At 64.6% G+C, this 14,263-nt stretch carries 11 protein-coding genes; 8 read left to right on the top strand and 3 right to left on the bottom strand.

The features are described from left to right. Positions 1–12: 12 nt before the first annotated feature. From BGRAMDRAFT_RS33685 to BGRAMDRAFT_RS14760, 3 genes are all read right to left on the bottom strand, one after another. The gene (locus BGRAMDRAFT_RS33685; protein WP_083803822.1) at positions 13–276 is read right to left on the bottom strand and encodes a DUF3331 domain-containing protein; all 264 of its coding nucleotides are present in this window, start codon (positions 274–276) and stop codon (positions 13–15) included. A gap of 39 nt (positions 277–315) precedes the next feature. Continuing rightward, positions 316–948 carry an FMN-dependent NADH-azoreductase gene (locus tag BGRAMDRAFT_RS14765; protein ID WP_006049571.1) on the bottom strand — a complete coding sequence of 211 codons (633 nt, stop codon included), beginning with the start codon at positions 946–948 and terminating at the stop codon, positions 316–318. Between the two features lie 79 nt (positions 949–1,027). Beyond that, positions 1,028–1,645, bottom strand: a complete 618-nt coding sequence (locus tag BGRAMDRAFT_RS14760) for a nitroreductase family protein (protein ID WP_006049570.1) — start codon at positions 1,643–1,645, stop codon at positions 1,028–1,030. 187 nt (positions 1,646–1,832) lie between these two features. On the opposite strand from BGRAMDRAFT_RS14760, the gene pdxR reads away from it, so the two are divergent. The 8 genes from pdxR (at position 1,833) to BGRAMDRAFT_RS14725 (ending at position 14,238) form a co-directional block, all read left to right on the top strand. After that, positions 1,833–3,242: a MocR-like pyridoxine biosynthesis transcription factor PdxR gene (gene pdxR, locus BGRAMDRAFT_RS14755; protein WP_044021148.1), complete on the top strand. Its 1,410-nt coding sequence runs from the start codon at positions 1,833–1,835 to the stop codon at positions 3,240–3,242. Positions 3,243–4,157: 915 nt separating this feature from the next. Beyond that, positions 4,158–4,937: a response regulator transcription factor gene (locus tag BGRAMDRAFT_RS14750; RefSeq protein WP_006049568.1), complete on the top strand. Its 780-nt coding sequence runs from the start codon at positions 4,158–4,160 to the stop codon at positions 4,935–4,937. 84 nt (positions 4,938–5,021) lie between these two features. Beyond that, a complete protein-coding gene (locus BGRAMDRAFT_RS14745) occupies positions 5,022–7,421 on the top strand; it encodes a CHASE2 domain-containing protein (RefSeq protein ID WP_006049567.1) in 2,400 nt (799 codons plus the stop codon). Between the two features lie 23 nt (positions 7,422–7,444). Beyond that, the gene (locus tag BGRAMDRAFT_RS35365) at positions 7,445–7,969 is read left to right on the top strand and encodes a hypothetical protein (RefSeq protein WP_232292271.1); all 525 of its coding nucleotides are present in this window, start codon (positions 7,445–7,447) and stop codon (positions 7,967–7,969) included. A gap of 94 nt (positions 7,970–8,063) precedes the next feature. Continuing rightward, on the top strand, positions 8,064–12,305 hold the full coding sequence (locus tag BGRAMDRAFT_RS14740; RefSeq protein ID WP_006049566.1) for a YadA-like family protein: 4,242 nt from the start codon (positions 8,064–8,066) through the stop codon (positions 12,303–12,305). 53 nt (positions 12,306–12,358) lie between these two features. Then, positions 12,359–13,189, top strand: a complete 831-nt coding sequence (locus BGRAMDRAFT_RS14735; RefSeq protein WP_044021147.1) for an OmpA family protein — start codon at positions 12,359–12,361, stop codon at positions 13,187–13,189. Positions 13,190–13,432: 243 nt separating this feature from the next. Further along, positions 13,433–13,837 carry a hypothetical protein gene (locus tag BGRAMDRAFT_RS14730; RefSeq protein ID WP_006049564.1) on the top strand — a complete coding sequence of 135 codons (405 nt, stop codon included), beginning with the start codon at positions 13,433–13,435 and terminating at the stop codon, positions 13,835–13,837. 92 nt (positions 13,838–13,929) lie between these two features. Beyond that, positions 13,930–14,238, top strand: a complete 309-nt coding sequence (locus BGRAMDRAFT_RS14725) for a hypothetical protein (RefSeq protein ID WP_006049563.1) — start codon at positions 13,930–13,932, stop codon at positions 14,236–14,238. Positions 14,239–14,263 lie beyond the last annotated feature (25 nt).

The raw sequence follows: 14,263 nt of genomic DNA, 5'->3' as shown, positions 1-14,263 counted from the left end.
CTTTAGTACTTTTCAAAAGGATGGTTTTTCGGGGAATCCAGCTACTGCGGAAGCCAGGATCATGCGGTGGCGATTGAGCGGCACTTGCGATCGATAGAGGCGCGGACGAAATATCGAATCCCCGCGGCGTATCGGCTTACCGGACAGCACGCAAACGGCATCCACACGCGCAACACAGATGCCCCAGACCTGGGCCGCGCAATGACCCGAACAAGGATCGCTCCAGCATACGCTGATCGTTGTCGACGACAGCTTTTCCACGATTGAGACGCGCAAGGACGAACGTTCCTGATAAGTTACCGGCTCGACGCTTGTTCAAGCGAGGCTCTGCACGAGGCTGACCATCGCCGGATCGATCGTCGCGACGAGCGAGCGGCGAAGTTCGTTGGCGTGAGCCTCATCGATAAACGCTGTGCCTTGCAAAGGCAGGTAGTGGACTGTATTGAAACCGATGCAGCCGAGGACGGCGGTGAGGTAAGGCGTCAGGAAATCCGGCTGATTGGCTCGCTCACCAGCGAACACGCCACCCGAAGCGATCGCGACGAACACGGGGCGGTCCTGAAGCATTCCCACTTTGCCGGCTGGTGTCGACTTCATCGTGCGGCCCACACGGAGGATCTGATCTATCCACGCCTTCAGAACGGACGGCACCGTGAAGTTGTTCATCGGCGTGCCGATGACAACGACATCGGAACGCTCGACTTCGTCAATGAGTTGCTCGGCGAGAAGTAGCGCGTCGGCGGAGCGTCCAGCCGCGGCCAGCGACGCGGGCGTCGCGAGCGCGGCGGCATAGTCGGCGCCCGCGTGAGGTATCGGTCCGTATCCCAGATCGCGGCGGCTGACACTCGCGTCGGGCAGAATCGTGAGGAGCTTGTCGACGACTGCCGACGATAGCTGTCGGCTGTGCGACTCGCGTCGCGGACTGCAATCGATGTGCAGGACATTCATGCGGCTTTCTCCAGCGGCTTCACAAAGGCAATGGCGGAATCGGCCACCTGTTCCCGCACATCGCCGGTTCTACTAATCATCAGACGAGCGCCAGCACATCGGCCACGGGACGGCGCGGCTTTTGCGCCCAGTTTCCCGGACGCTCCGCGCCTATCGACAACAACATCACCGGCACTTCGTCGTCGGCGAGTCCGAACTCGCGGTGCACGGCCTCGGCATCGAAACCGATCATCGGCGTCGAACCCAGGCCCAGTGAGCGGGCCGCATAGATCATCGCCGATGCGCCGAAAGTGGCCGTACGTACCGCTTCGTCGCGCCGGCGCTGCGGGTGCGCCATGTACAGATCGCGTGCGGGGTTTTCCCATTCCGGCACCATCGCGGCGGGCATGACGCCCGCTTCCACGAGCGGAGCGAGGCGTTCCGGTATGACGCTGGTATCGACCAGTTGTCCGCAGACGATGAACGTAACCGCTGCATCTTTGACCGCGGGCTGATTCCACGCGATCGGGCTAAGTCGTGTCTTGGCCTCGGGCGTACGTACTGCGATGAAGCGCCAGTTCTGCAAGTGGAACGATGTCGGCGCGGACGTGCCGATTCGCACGAGTTCGCGGATCTGGTCGTCGCTCAACGTCGCAGCCGTGTCGTAGTACTTGGCGGCGCTGCGGCTCAGGATACATTCGATGACTGCATTGGTCATGGTTAATCCTATGGGTGAATAGATAGTTCGATATGCGAATTATTAATCGCTCGAATCGATCGATCGGGCATGGCCTGGTATCTCCCTATTGGGCTCACATTTCTACCTGCTATGGTGGGAATATTCTGTACCATCGATGGTACGAATAGAAGAACCAAGATTCCCCATTTTCGTGTGTACCAAGAACATGCATCCAGACCTGAAAATTCGGCTCGACCGGACAGCGAAGCTGCCCCTCGCAGAACAGATTCGTGCGAGCATTAGCAGGACCATAGAGGCCGGGCTGCTCGCACCCGGCACGCGGCTGCCGTCGTGGCAGGACCTGGCGGCGCAGCTCGGCGTGGCGCGCGGTACGGTTCAAGCGGCCTATGAACGGTTATGCGACGCGCAGATGATCGAGACATTCGGGGCGGGCGGCACCCGCGTCGCCCCGCGGCCGCGCGTGGTGGCGACTCAGGCGCAAGCGCCGCAGCTCGGCGCCTTTATGCGGGCTTACGAGGAGATGAACGCCGGGCCGGCGATCTTCCAGCTCGGCATTCCGGCGTTCGAAGGCCTGCCCGAACAGCTTTTTGCGCGCGCGCGTTCTTCCAATCTGCTGAAGACCGGATGCTTGTCGTCGCTGCTCTATCCCGATCCGAGAGGTGAGTTCGAATTGCGCAGAGAGATTGCGGGCTATCTGTCCATCGCGAGGAACGTCCACTGCTACCCCGAGCAGATCTTTATCACTTCCGGATACAGCGCCGGCTTGGGCCTCGCACTGCGAGTGCTAGGTCTGGAAGGCAGAAAGGTCTGGATGGAAGAGCCCGGTTTCATGGTCACGCGCAAAGGCCTGGAACTCGCGCGTTTGAATATCGTGCCGGTGCCGGTGGATGCAGAAGGCCTCAACGTAGGCTATGGCATTGAGAACGCCGCGGACGCCGCGTTAGCAGTCGTGACGCCTGGTCAACAAGCGCCACTCGGCTCGACGCTGTCGCTCAGGCGACGGCTTCAACTGCTCGAATGGGCAGCCTCGAGCCACGCGTGGATCATCGAAGACGACTACCTCGGCGAGCTCCAACTGCAAGGCAGGCCGGCACCTGCGCTCGCGTCGCTGGACGAGGGCAAACGGGTCATTCACATCGGTTCGTTCAGCAAGACGATTAGCCCGGGGCTGCGGCTTGGATTTGTCGTCGCGCCGAACGAACTGGCCAACGCATTCGCCGAGGTCGCCGCAACGCTTGCCCCGGCGCCATCGCCAGTCATTCAGCTCGCCACAGCGCAATTCATGCGTGACGGTCACTACATCCGGCGCGTGCGCCGGCTCAAGCGTCTTTATTCCGCCCAGCGGGACGCGCTATGCGAACAGTTACGAATGCGCGACGCGGAGTGGGTCAATGCCGGCCTGGCAGTCCTTCTCCGACTCCCCGACGGCGCGCCCGACGTGCGGATCGTTCGCGAAGCGATGACCGTCGGCATGGCGCCATCGCCGTTGTCCGTGTGGTTCGCGACTCCGTCGTGGACATTACCGGGCCTTTTGCTCGGCGTTGCGACGGCGCCTGAGCAGTACCTCGCCACGTCGTGTCAGCGACTCTTTGAGATCATCGACCGATATCGCTGATGAGATGCACACCAGCCGAGTACACGATAAATAATCGCCCTTCCCATTTGTTGTAATTCTCATACAGCGTTTAGAACGAGCAATTGACAGTTTTTGTAAATTAAGTAATTCGACGGCGAAAAAATATCAGTCGGAGCTTATCGCGACATTCATTGAATTCGCACCGATGATCGCCAATGTTTTTCCCGAAATGCCGAAACAATCCGGCCGGCAAGACGGTTTGCCATCACCGGCGGCTCTGCATCGGCGTCCGGTTGTTTAAAACACACGTCGGCCCAGGACGCCCGCCCCGCCGTCATCTGGCGGTCACCAGGCCGATGCCAAGCAGTTGCTACAGATCATTCAATCCTGCCCCGATTGTTAAATAAACAATACACGTCGTTATTCTGTGGATTTAAGTAGACAAATAAATGGGCATATGCCAAAGTCCCGCCGAGCACTTGCCTTACCAACCGTTACAGCGCTGTGACGCGTGTTGCCGCATTGGACAAAAGATAGTGCTCGCAGAGTTTTCGAAAAGAGATACCGATGATTGTCGGAGAGTCCGTGCCACGCGGACGCACCGATAGCGCAACCGAACAAACCGAACGACCGAATAAGCGGCTTGGTGAGGGCACGGCAATATGAGCACCCAGAGGCTAACAGGCCATCGATACGGCCAAAAACAGGTAGTCAATCTACTTCAATCAGCATTCCCACGCGCTCCTTGCGCCGGCCGCTGAGCAATTTTCGGCCTGCTACTTCGCGTCTCGATGCCAACGGTTAATGCCTCCTTGCATGTCGAGGACGGGTCTGCTGCGCCCGTCCTTGCACACCGTGTCGTGCAACGAGCATGCGTCGCGTAAATGCCGCCGGGTTTCAGCGCAACGACCGTGAAGGCCATGCCGCCCAAGTGCTAATGAAGGATGACACCCCATGCGTGTGCTGATAGTCGAAGATGATCCCGTTCACGCGAAATCCGCGGCGCGGGTCGTGGAGCCCCTGGGGCACGAGATCGTCGAAGTGAGTGACGGCGAGCAGGCGGTCCGCCTGCTGCGCTCGGAGCCGTTCGACCTGGTGATTGTCGACTGGCTGCTGCCCAGAATGACCGGTTTCGAATTGCTTTACTGGATTCGCCGCACGCTCGGCGCATCGCCTGCGGTGCTGTTCGTGACCAGCAAATCGCTCGAAGACGACGTCGTGCTCGCGATGGAAGCGGGCGCCGACGACTACCTGGTGAAGCCGTTTCGCGTCGCAGAACTGGTGTCGCGCGTGAACGCGCTGCTGAGGCGCGCAACGCGCGGCAACGAACACGGCGGCCTCATCTGCGCGGGCGAGTATGTGCTCGATTCCGTGGAGCGCACCGTGTCGCTGCGCGGTCAACGCATCGAACTCACGCCGAAGGAATTCGATCTCATCGCATTCTTCTTCAACAATCTGGGCAAGCTGTTATCGCGCAAGGTGGTGAGCATCAGCACGTGGGGGCGTGAACTCGACCCGGCTTCGCGTACGCTCGACACGCACATCTATCGCGTGCGTCAGAAGCTTGCCCTCGCACCTGAAAACGGACTGCGGCTGAGTTCCGTCTACACGCACGGTTATCGTCTCGAGGCCGTGCCGGCGCGCACGCTTCATCCCACGGCGCCGAGCCATCATTCGCCTGCGCAACCAATGCAGGCGGCGCAGTGGGCGCCGGCCGGACTCGCCTATGAGTAAGCGGGCTAAGCGGCCTAAGCGGGCGGCCTGTGAGCTCGTCCGGCCAACTGGACAGCCGGTCAGCAATCTCGCGGGCGCACGCTGATGCACGCCGACGACAGCCCCGCGCCCGTCGACATGGCGCGTGAATGCCTCGCGCTCGGCGTGTTCCTCGTGCTCGTGTGTGTGGCGTTGACGATGTCGGGCATATTGCGCCGCGCCGATCTGTTCTTCTTCGACATCGCGCAGCCGCGCCTTCAAAGGCCGTCGCCGGCGAAGATCGTGCTGGCCGCCATCGACGACGCGAGCGTGCAGGCGCTCGGCGGATGGCCCGTGCCGCGCAAGGACTACGCCGCGCTCATCGACCGGTTGACCGCCGCCGGAACCGCAGCCGTGGGACTCGACGTGGCCATGACCAACCACGGAAGGCTCCAGCCGGCCGGCGACCAACGACTCGCGGACGCGATGAAGCGCAATGGCCGCGTCGTGCTGCCGGTGGTGGTTGTCTCGGGCGACGCGGATACAGCCGGCATGCCGGAAGTCATCGAGCCCGTCGCGCCGATGGCCGAGGCGGCCTTTGCGCTTGCCGAAGCCAACGCCGCACCGGACGCCGACGGCGCCACGCGCAGTTTCTATCTGCAGGAAGGTCGACCGTCCGCCGTCTACGAGCACATGAGCGTGGCGCTGCTGCGTACCGGTGGTTTGCCTGTCGCGCGATGCGGCGAAGCGCCGGCACGCGAGGCCGGCCGCTGGTTCAGCGCGTGCCGCCGCTACGTGCCGCTCGGACGCGAGCGGTCCTACGCGTCGTATTCGTTCGTCGATATGCTCGAAGGCCGCGTGGCTTCGAGCGCGTTGAAGGACGCGGTCGTTATCGTCGGGCCGACGGCGAGCGCCGCCGACACGCATTTCGTCACGCCGGGCCGCGGACGGCATCTGCTGTCGGGCGTGGAGTTTCTCGCCGAAGCGACGAGTGCGCTCGCGAGCGGCTCGTTCGTGCGTGCAGCGCCGACAGCCGCTCAACTTCTGTTCAGTCTGTGCATGCTGCCGTTGCTGTGCGCCGCGCAGTTCACGCTAGGACCGCGCTCGGGGTTGATCGCCGCCGCGGCGCTCGCACTCGCGGCGTGCATCGCGTCGCTCGTGCTGCTCGACACCATGCACCTATTCTTCTTTCCAGGCACCGCGGTGACCGCCTGTCTCGTGGCCTATCCGGTCAGCGCGTGGCGGCGGCAGGAGGCGCTGTTACGCTATCTGAGCGAGGCGGCGGCGCGCGCAATGGCAGAGCTTGGCTTCCCCGGCGAGCCGCTCATACATCGACCCGCGATCGACCCGCTGCATCGCCGCGTCATGGTCATGAGCGCTGTCGTCGCGCGGTTGCGGCGTTCGGCGTCTTTCATCTCCGAGTGGATGAACAGCCTGCCCGAGGCGACGCTCGTGGTGGCGTCTTCGGGCGTCGTCATGCTCGCGAACCGGAAGGCCGTCGCGCTGTACGAGTCCGACTCGCACGCGCCAGACTCGCCGCGGCGTCCCGCGGGCCGGCTTGCGACGGATGTCGTGCGCGACATGACGGCCTCCGAGCATGCCGTCGAGTACGTCCAAAGAGCGCTGCAACGCCTTGCCGAGACCGCGCGTTCCGAGCCGGCTACTCGTGCCGCAAGTGAGAGCAGCGCAGCATCGCGCGTGGAATCTGCGGCACAGATGGACGGCATCGAAATTGTCGACGCAAAACGACGTTCGCTGCTCATCAAGTGCGCGGTCGTGCCCGCGCTGCATGCACGCGACGCTGCGCTCATCTTTCATGTGGCCGACGTCACGCCGATGCGTATCGCCGAACGTCAGCGCGACTCGGCGCTGCGCTTCCTGTCGCACGACATCCGCTCGCCGCAAGCCGCAATACTCGCGTTGATCGAGCAGCGTCGCCATGCGGGCGCCGATCTGCCGGAGTCACGCTTCGTGGAGCTCGTGGGCCACTACGCGCAGTGGTCGCTCAGCCTCGCCGACCAGTTCCTGTTGCTCGCGCGTGCCGAAGGCCGGCCGCCCGCAGCGAGCACCGTCGATCTGGCCTTGCTGCTGGGCGACGCCGTCGACGATCTCTGGCCGCAGGCCAGCGCGAAGCAGACATCCGTACACCTCGCCGCCGAGCCGGGCATGCTGGTAGTGGCCGATGCGCCGCTGCTGCGCCGCGCGTTCGCCAATTTGATCGACAACGCCATCAAGTTCAGCCCGCGGAGCGCAACGGTCACGGTGACCGCCGGCGAGCGCGGAGAGCGCTGGGCCGTGACCGTCGCCGACACGGGCAGCGGCATACCGGCCGATCAGATACCCAACCTGTTCACGGAATTCTTCCGGCTTCCGTCGGATCATCCGGCGACTGGACACGGGCTCGGGCTCGCCTTCGTCAAGCATGTCATCGACACGCTCGGCGGGCACATTGATGTCGAAAGCGAAGTGGGACACGGTTCCCTCTTTACGCTTCTATTGCCGAAAAAATCCGGCTCGCCTGAATAACAGTCATTCGCTGATAGCGCCAAATGCGCGCGCCGGCGTTTCCTGAAGAATCTTCAATAGCTTTGAAAAACCTTTGGGACAAACCGGATCGCGCCGCGATATATGGCGCGGTACGCCAATTGCATCTTGCGCTTAAAGAATTCGCATTTCGATCGGTTCGAGAATTACGGATAAACAATCAGTCCGCATTAATCCGGCTGCACAAAAAAACGTCAAATGTGACATGCGCCGGCCTGTTTCTTGACTTTACCGACGCCCGGACAGGCAGGCGAGTCGTGACTGTCGGCATGCCCGTTCAACTTTGTCACATTTCAGTGACAATTGTTCAATATTGTCCGCTCTCTTTTCCATCGGCCTATCCCTTACTCTATGTTTCACCGGGTTCTCGCCTGATTCAGGTAACGGAATTACGACAACCAGCGCTTAAAAAATACGCAATCGATCGGATTGCCGGTATTTTTGCTCGCCCCTGTCTGACGTTATTCGTTCGACTCGAATTATTCGAGGCGAGGACCTCATTCGTCGATAACAAACGGTTATTTATTTAGCTCGGCAGACGTTTATCGCACTTATGCAGATTCAAGCTGCCATGAGTGCGTGATGCGTCTGTGTGGAACACGCCGCTTACAGGCAGGGAAATCTATGAATCGAACTTACCGCACTGTGTGGAACGCGGCGCTCGGCGCCTTCGTCGCCGCGTCCGAACTCGACCGGGCCAACGGCAAGGGCAAAGGCGCGTCTGCGGGCGTCGTCAATGTCTGCGCCGCCGATGCACGCAGCGACGCAACCGACGCGCGCAGCCGTGGTCGTGCCATGCCATCGCTTGCCGCGGCGGCGTTGGTGCTGCTGGGAAGCGGACTCGCCGCCCCGAGCGCGCATGCGCAGTTTGCGTTGGACGGCGGCAGCGCGAGCGGATCGACCAGTGCAATCGCAATCGGTATAGGGTCGACTGCCTCGCAGCAGAACTCCACGGCGTTGGGCAACCTGGCGATCGCCACGGGCATCTCAGCGAGCGCACTGGGGCCAGGCGCGCTGGCTTCCGGAAACAATTCGACGGCCGTAGGTATTAACTCGACGGCGAGCACCACGGGCACCGTTGCGGTAGGGCTCGGCGCCGTTTCGTCGGGAGCCAGCGCCGTATCGATCGGCAGCACCAGTGTTGCGAGCGGCGTCAACAGTACTGCGACCGGCTATCTGTCCAGCGCAACGGCTCAAGGTGCTGCCGCTTACGGTACTTCGGCAGGCGCAACCGGGCTTAATTCCAGTGCGCTAGGACCCGGCGCCAAGGCGTCCGATACCAATAGCTCCGCGTTAGGATCGTTCGCCAACGCTTCCGGCGCGGCCGCTGTCGCGGCGGGCGCTGCCAACGCTTCGGGCGCCTCTTCGTTCGCGGGAGCGGCCGGGGCAACGGCATCGGGCGATCACGCGACGGCGCTCGGACCCTTGTCGACTGCGGCCGCCGGCACGTCGGTCGCCATCGGCAATCAGGCGATCACGACCACCGCGGGCGATGCCGGTGTCGCGGTCGGTTCGGGCGCGATGGTGAGCGGCGCATCCGGCGTCGCGGTCGGCGTGAACAGCGGCGCGTCGGGCACGGGGGCGATTGCGATCGGCGTGGGCGGCACCGCAGGCGTACCGGGCTCCGGCACGCAGGCCACCGGCAACTTCGCGATCTCGATGGGCAACAACACCATTGCGAGCGGCGCGTCGGCTCAAGCGTTCGGCAGCGGCGCGACGGCCAGCGGCAACAGTTCGGTTGCGGTGGGCGTCGGCGCGCTGACATCCGGACTGTCGAGCAGCGCCTTCGGCAATCTCGCGAGGGCGACCGGCACGTCGGCCGTCGCGCTCGGCGCGGGCGCGAATGCAACCGTCGACAACACCTCGGCGCTCGGTCTCAACGCGAGCGCCACGGCAACCTCCGCGACGGCGCTGGGTGCGGGCGTTCATGCAACGGCCCTGAACGCGACGGGCCTCGGCATCAACGCGCTCGCCACCGGCGTGCAGACCACGGCGTTGGGCGGCGCGACCACGGCAAGCGCCAACAACGCCACCGCGGTCGGCTATACGGCGGTCGCGTCGGCGGCAGGCGCAACGGCAATGGGCATCGGCTCACAGGCGCTTGCCACGATGACGGTCGCCTTCGGCGCCAACAACATCGTCGCGGCCGCGGCCGGCACCGGCGCCATTGCGGGCGGCCATAATTCGCAGGTCACGAGCGGCACGGGCGCGGTCGCACTCGGCGAAGCCCAGACGGCGAGCGGCAACGGCGCAGTGGCGATCGGCGATCCGAATTCGGCCATCGGCAACGGCGCCATCGCGATGGGCGCGAACAACACGTCCAACGGCCAGGGCGCGATCGCGCTCGGTAACGGAAACGTTGCGACCGGACAAGGCTCCGTCGCGCTCGGCAACGCATCGCAGGCCAACAGCGCGGGCTCAGTTGCACTCGGCGATACGGCCGTCGTGCAGGCTGCCGCATCGCGCGGGCTCGCACTCGGCTCGGGCGCCATCGCGAGCGTGGCCAACAGCGTCGCGCTGGGCGCCAGTTCCACGACGACCACGTCGACGCCCACCTCGGGCGCGACCATCGGCGGCGTGAGCTATTCGTTCGCCGGCGCGTCGCCTGCGGGCGTCGTGAGCGTGGGCGCGTTGGGTGCCGAGCGGCAAATCCAGAACGTGGCCGCGGGTCAGTTGAGCCAGTCCAGCACGGACGCCGTGAACGGCTCGCAGCTTTACGCGACGAACCAGCAGGTCACGGCCAACAGCACCGCCATCGACAACATCAACAACGGCGCGGGCATCAAGTACTTCCACGCCAATTCGACGCTGGCCGATTCTGTCGCCACGGGCGCGGATGCAATCGCCGTGGGCGGCAACACGCAATCGACGGCGGCGAACGCCGTGGCCGTCGGCTCCAACGCCATCGCCAGTGTCGCGAACAGCGTGGCGCTGGGTGCGGGTTCCACCACCACGGCCGCCACGCCGACGTCGGGCGCGACCATTGGCGGCGTGAGCTACACGTTCGCGGGCGGCGCACCCGCAGGCGTCGTGAGTGTGGGCACGTCGGGCGCCACGCGGCAGATCCAGAACGTGGCCGCGGGCGAGTTGAGCCAGTCGAGCACGGACGCCGTGAACGGCTCGCAGCTCTACGCGACCAACCAGCAGGTGACGGCCAACAGTACCGCCATCGACAACATCAACAACGGCGCGGGCATCAAGTACTTCCACGCAAGCTCGACGCTCGCGGACAGCCTGGCGACGGGCACCGACAGCGTCGCCATCGGCCCGGCCGCGGTCTCGGCCGGCACCTCGAGTCTCGCCGCGGGCAATGGGGCCTCGGCGCAGAACGCCAACTCGCTTGCGCTCGGCACGCTGTCGAGCGTCACCGTCGACGACGGCGTGGCGATTGGTTCGGGCTCCGTATCAGATCGCGCCGTGCTCTCAGGCGTCGGCTCGATTGCCAACGGCACGCATTCGATTCCGTACAACACGTCGGATCGCACGCTGCTCGGTGCGGTGTCGTTCGGCAATGCGTCGACGAACACCTATCGCCAGCTCACCAATGTCGCGGACGGCACTGAAGCGCAGGACGCCGTCACCGTGCGTCAGCTTGCGGGCGCGTTGTCGTCGTTTGCCGTGACCGGGCAGTTGTACTTCCACGCGAACTCGACGGCGGCCGACTCGCTCGCCGTCGGCGCGGAGTCCATCGCGGTGGGCCCCACGACGGTCGTGAACGGCGACAACGGCGTGGGCATCGGCAACGGCGCAGTCGTGGATGCCACGGCGCCGGGCGGCGTGGCGATCGGCCAGGCATCGAGCGCCGCGCAGGCCGATGCGATCGCGCTCGGCAGCGGCAGCGTGGCGGGCGGCGCGCAGTCGATTGCGCAGGGCGCGAATTCGAGCGCGGCCAACGTCGGCAGCGTCGCGATTGGTTCGGGCGCGCGCAGCAGTGCCGTGGATGCCATCGCGTTTGGCTCGGGAGCCAGCGCGACGATGGCGAACAGCATCGCGCTCGGCGCCGGCTCGCTCACCACGGTCGGCGCGCTCAGCAACTACGTGGCGTATGGGTTGAGCAGCCCGCAATCGTCGGCGGGGGAAATCAACGTCGGCAACCGGCAAATCACGGGCCTGGCCCCTGGGCGCCTCGGCACCGACGCCGTGAACGTCTCGCAACTCGACGCCGTCGCTTCCCAGCTCACGACGCTCATCAACCAGAACACCACCAATAACGGCGGTGGCTATACGTCGACGCCGGGCACCGGCAACAGCACGGCGCCGTCGTCGACGGGCACGAACTCGTCCGCGGGCGGCTCCGGGGCCGTCGCCTCGGGCTCGAACAGCACGGCGGTCGGCAACGGCTCGCAGGCGACGGGCAACGGCTCGACGGTGGTGGGTACGGGCGCGACTTCGTCGGGCAGCGGATCTGCGGCAATCGGTGCGGGCAGCGACGACGGCGGCCGCTCGAACGTGGTTGCGGTGGGCTCCGCGGGTTCGACGCGCCAGGTCGTCAACGTCGCGGCGGGCACGGCGCCGACCGATGCCGTGAACGTCGGCCAGCTCAACGCTAGCGTGAGCAACGCGCTGTCACAGGCGAACAGCTACACGGACAGCCAGGTGGCCGGCCTGCGCAACAACCTCGACTCGTATCGCCGCGACGCCGACGGCGGCACCGCCACGGCGATGGCCGTAGCCGGCCTGCCGCAGCCGTCGGGGCCGGGCAAGAGCATGGTGTCGATTGCGGGCAGCGTGTATCGCGGTCAGTCGGGCCAGGCGCTCGGCGTTTCCACGATCTCCGAGAACAACCACTGGGTCTACAAGGCGGCCGTCTCGACGAACACGCGCGGCACCTACGGCGCCGTAATGGGCGCGGGCTACCAGTGGTAGACGCGGAAGGCGCGGAAAGCGCGGAAAGCGCACTAGCCGCAGTAGCCGAGCCGATGCGAAACCTCAAACAAGACAACAAGCGAATCATGAAATTACAACCAGCTATGCTGCTTTCGGTGTGCCTCGCGGCTGCCGTCGTCATGCAGGGATGCGCGGTGCCGCAGACGCCGCCGAAGTTTCCGGACGCCACGTCCGCGTCGCCGGCCGGCGGCACGTTCGTGAACGTGGCGAACCTGCGCAACGTGAGTACCGGGCTCAACAAGGACCAGCTCTATGACCTGATCGGGCCGCCGCACTTTAACGAGTGGTTCGTGGGCAATCATGTCTGGAACTACCTGTTCGATTTCCGTCGCGGCGACCGGGTGGTGTCGTGTCAATATCAGGTGCAGTTCGACAAGAACATGCGCGTGAGCGCGACGTACTGGCGCGATCCACAGTGTGCGGACTTGATGAGCGACGCCGCACCGGTTGCGCCCGCTCCGGTGGCGGCGAAGCCGGCGGCGCTCGAACAGTTCACGTTCGAAGGCGAGGCGCTGTTTCCGTTCGGGAAATCGAGCCTCAATTCGATGCTGCCGCGCGGCCGCGCCGAACTGGACGCCGCGATCGAGAAAATCCGCAAAGAAGACGGCGTGACGCGCATCGACGTCGTGGGTCACACCGACCGTATCGGTTCCGACGAGAGCAACCGTGCGCTGTCGCAGGCGCGAGCCGAAACCGTGAAGGCGTATCTGGTGGCGCACGGCCTCGACGCTGAGCGCATTCGCGCTTCGGGCGCGGGATCGTCGCAGCCGGTTTCCCATTGCCCGCCGGGTGAAACGCCTGCCGTCATTGCTTGCCTGCAGAAAGACCGGCGGGTGACGATTGCGATTTACGGGCAGCGGTGAGGGTTGGTGGTTGGGGTTGCGGTGATATGCAGTGGGGTAGTGTGGGGAGCGGTTGTTCCGGTGATCGCTCGCCAGTACCCCGGATTTACGAAGTGCTCGGGCAGAGCCACCGCAATCAGGCAATTGAGCCGCGCCTTCGCAGGTTGGCTGGTCTTCTTCGATTAGTCGTCTCGCGGCCCGCGTGTCGCATGGCAGCGTCTAAAATGGGTTTACCCCTGCCGTTCGGCCGCCCGGAGGCCGCTCATGAAAATCCGCCGACTCGCTGCGTCGCGCGCCAGAATGCTTGTGAGTGCCACATGCCTGGCATCCCTGACATTCCACGCGTCCGCCAGCTACGGCGCACCTGCGGCCGACGTGAATCCATCGAACACCATAACAATCGTCGCAGGAACCTACGGCCGAAACTGCGGCCAGCAGGAGGGCAACGCCACGCTCGACCTCGCGCGTCGATGCAATGGCCAGACAGCCTGCACCTACATGCTGACCGGTGACGTCGCCGGTGGAGGCGTCCTGTCATGCCGCAGCGATCTGACAGCGCAATGGCAGTGCGGCGACGGCCAGACGCACGCCGCGGCGCTTGCGCCAGGCGCGGCGCCGGGCGACCGACTGCTGCTCGGTTGCCGCGAGTTTCCCGGCGCGGGCAAATGACGCGGAAGCCCCGCAACGCTGCCCCTTGCCCCGCCGGACGGCTTGGACCATCATGCTAGGATCGTCAGTGCCAGGGTGCTGGGGGAAATATCATGGCTACATTCGGTATCGACGCTGTGCGCATCAACCCTTCGAACGACCGGATCACGCATGTGCGCTGGGCCACGGTCGACCCCGCCACGCGCAGCTGGTTGTCGCCGACCTCGATCGTCGAAGTCGCCCAGGTGGTGGCCGCGATCCGTCGCGGCGACGCTGTCTGGTCGCTTTTCACGCTCGGCGGCACGCGCTTTCTCGGGCCGAAAATCGTGGCCGTCTCCCACACCAACGGGCATGACGGAATCGACACCGACGTCCCCGACGGCCACATCGAAAAATGCATCGACGACCTGCCGCGCATCTAGCGCGCGGCCCGCGCTTTCGTCGTAC

It is taken from the genome of Paraburkholderia graminis C4D1M (genome assembly GCF_000172415.1).
Taxonomy (GTDB): domain Bacteria; phylum Pseudomonadota; class Gammaproteobacteria; order Burkholderiales; family Burkholderiaceae; genus Paraburkholderia; species Paraburkholderia graminis.
This window is presented reverse-complemented; position numbering and strand designations above follow the sequence as displayed.

Coding starts and splice junctions, on each gene's coding strand:
- BGRAMDRAFT_RS14765 (WP_006049571.1), bottom strand. CDS start 948: ATGAATGTCCTGCACATCGATTGCAGTCCGCGACGCGAGTCGCACAGC.
- BGRAMDRAFT_RS14760 (WP_006049570.1), bottom strand. CDS start 1,645: ATGACCAATGCAGTCATCGAATGTATCCTGAGCCGCAGCGCCGCCAAG.
- pdxR (WP_044021148.1), top strand. CDS start 1,833: ATGCATCCAGACCTGAAAATTCGGCTCGACCGGACAGCGAAGCTGCCC.
- BGRAMDRAFT_RS14750 (WP_006049568.1), top strand. CDS start 4,158: ATGCGTGTGCTGATAGTCGAAGATGATCCCGTTCACGCGAAATCCGCG.
- BGRAMDRAFT_RS14745 (WP_006049567.1), top strand. CDS start 5,022: ATGCACGCCGACGACAGCCCCGCGCCCGTCGACATGGCGCGTGAATGC.
- BGRAMDRAFT_RS35365 (WP_232292271.1), top strand. CDS start 7,445: ATGCGCGCGCCGGCGTTTCCTGAAGAATCTTCAATAGCTTTGAAAAAC.
- BGRAMDRAFT_RS14740 (WP_006049566.1), top strand. CDS start 8,064: ATGAATCGAACTTACCGCACTGTGTGGAACGCGGCGCTCGGCGCCTTC.
- BGRAMDRAFT_RS14735 (WP_044021147.1), top strand. CDS start 12,359: ATGCGAAACCTCAAACAAGACAACAAGCGAATCATGAAATTACAACCA.
- BGRAMDRAFT_RS14730 (WP_006049564.1), top strand. CDS start 13,433: ATGAAAATCCGCCGACTCGCTGCGTCGCGCGCCAGAATGCTTGTGAGT.
- BGRAMDRAFT_RS14725 (WP_006049563.1), top strand. CDS start 13,930: ATGGCTACATTCGGTATCGACGCTGTGCGCATCAACCCTTCGAACGAC.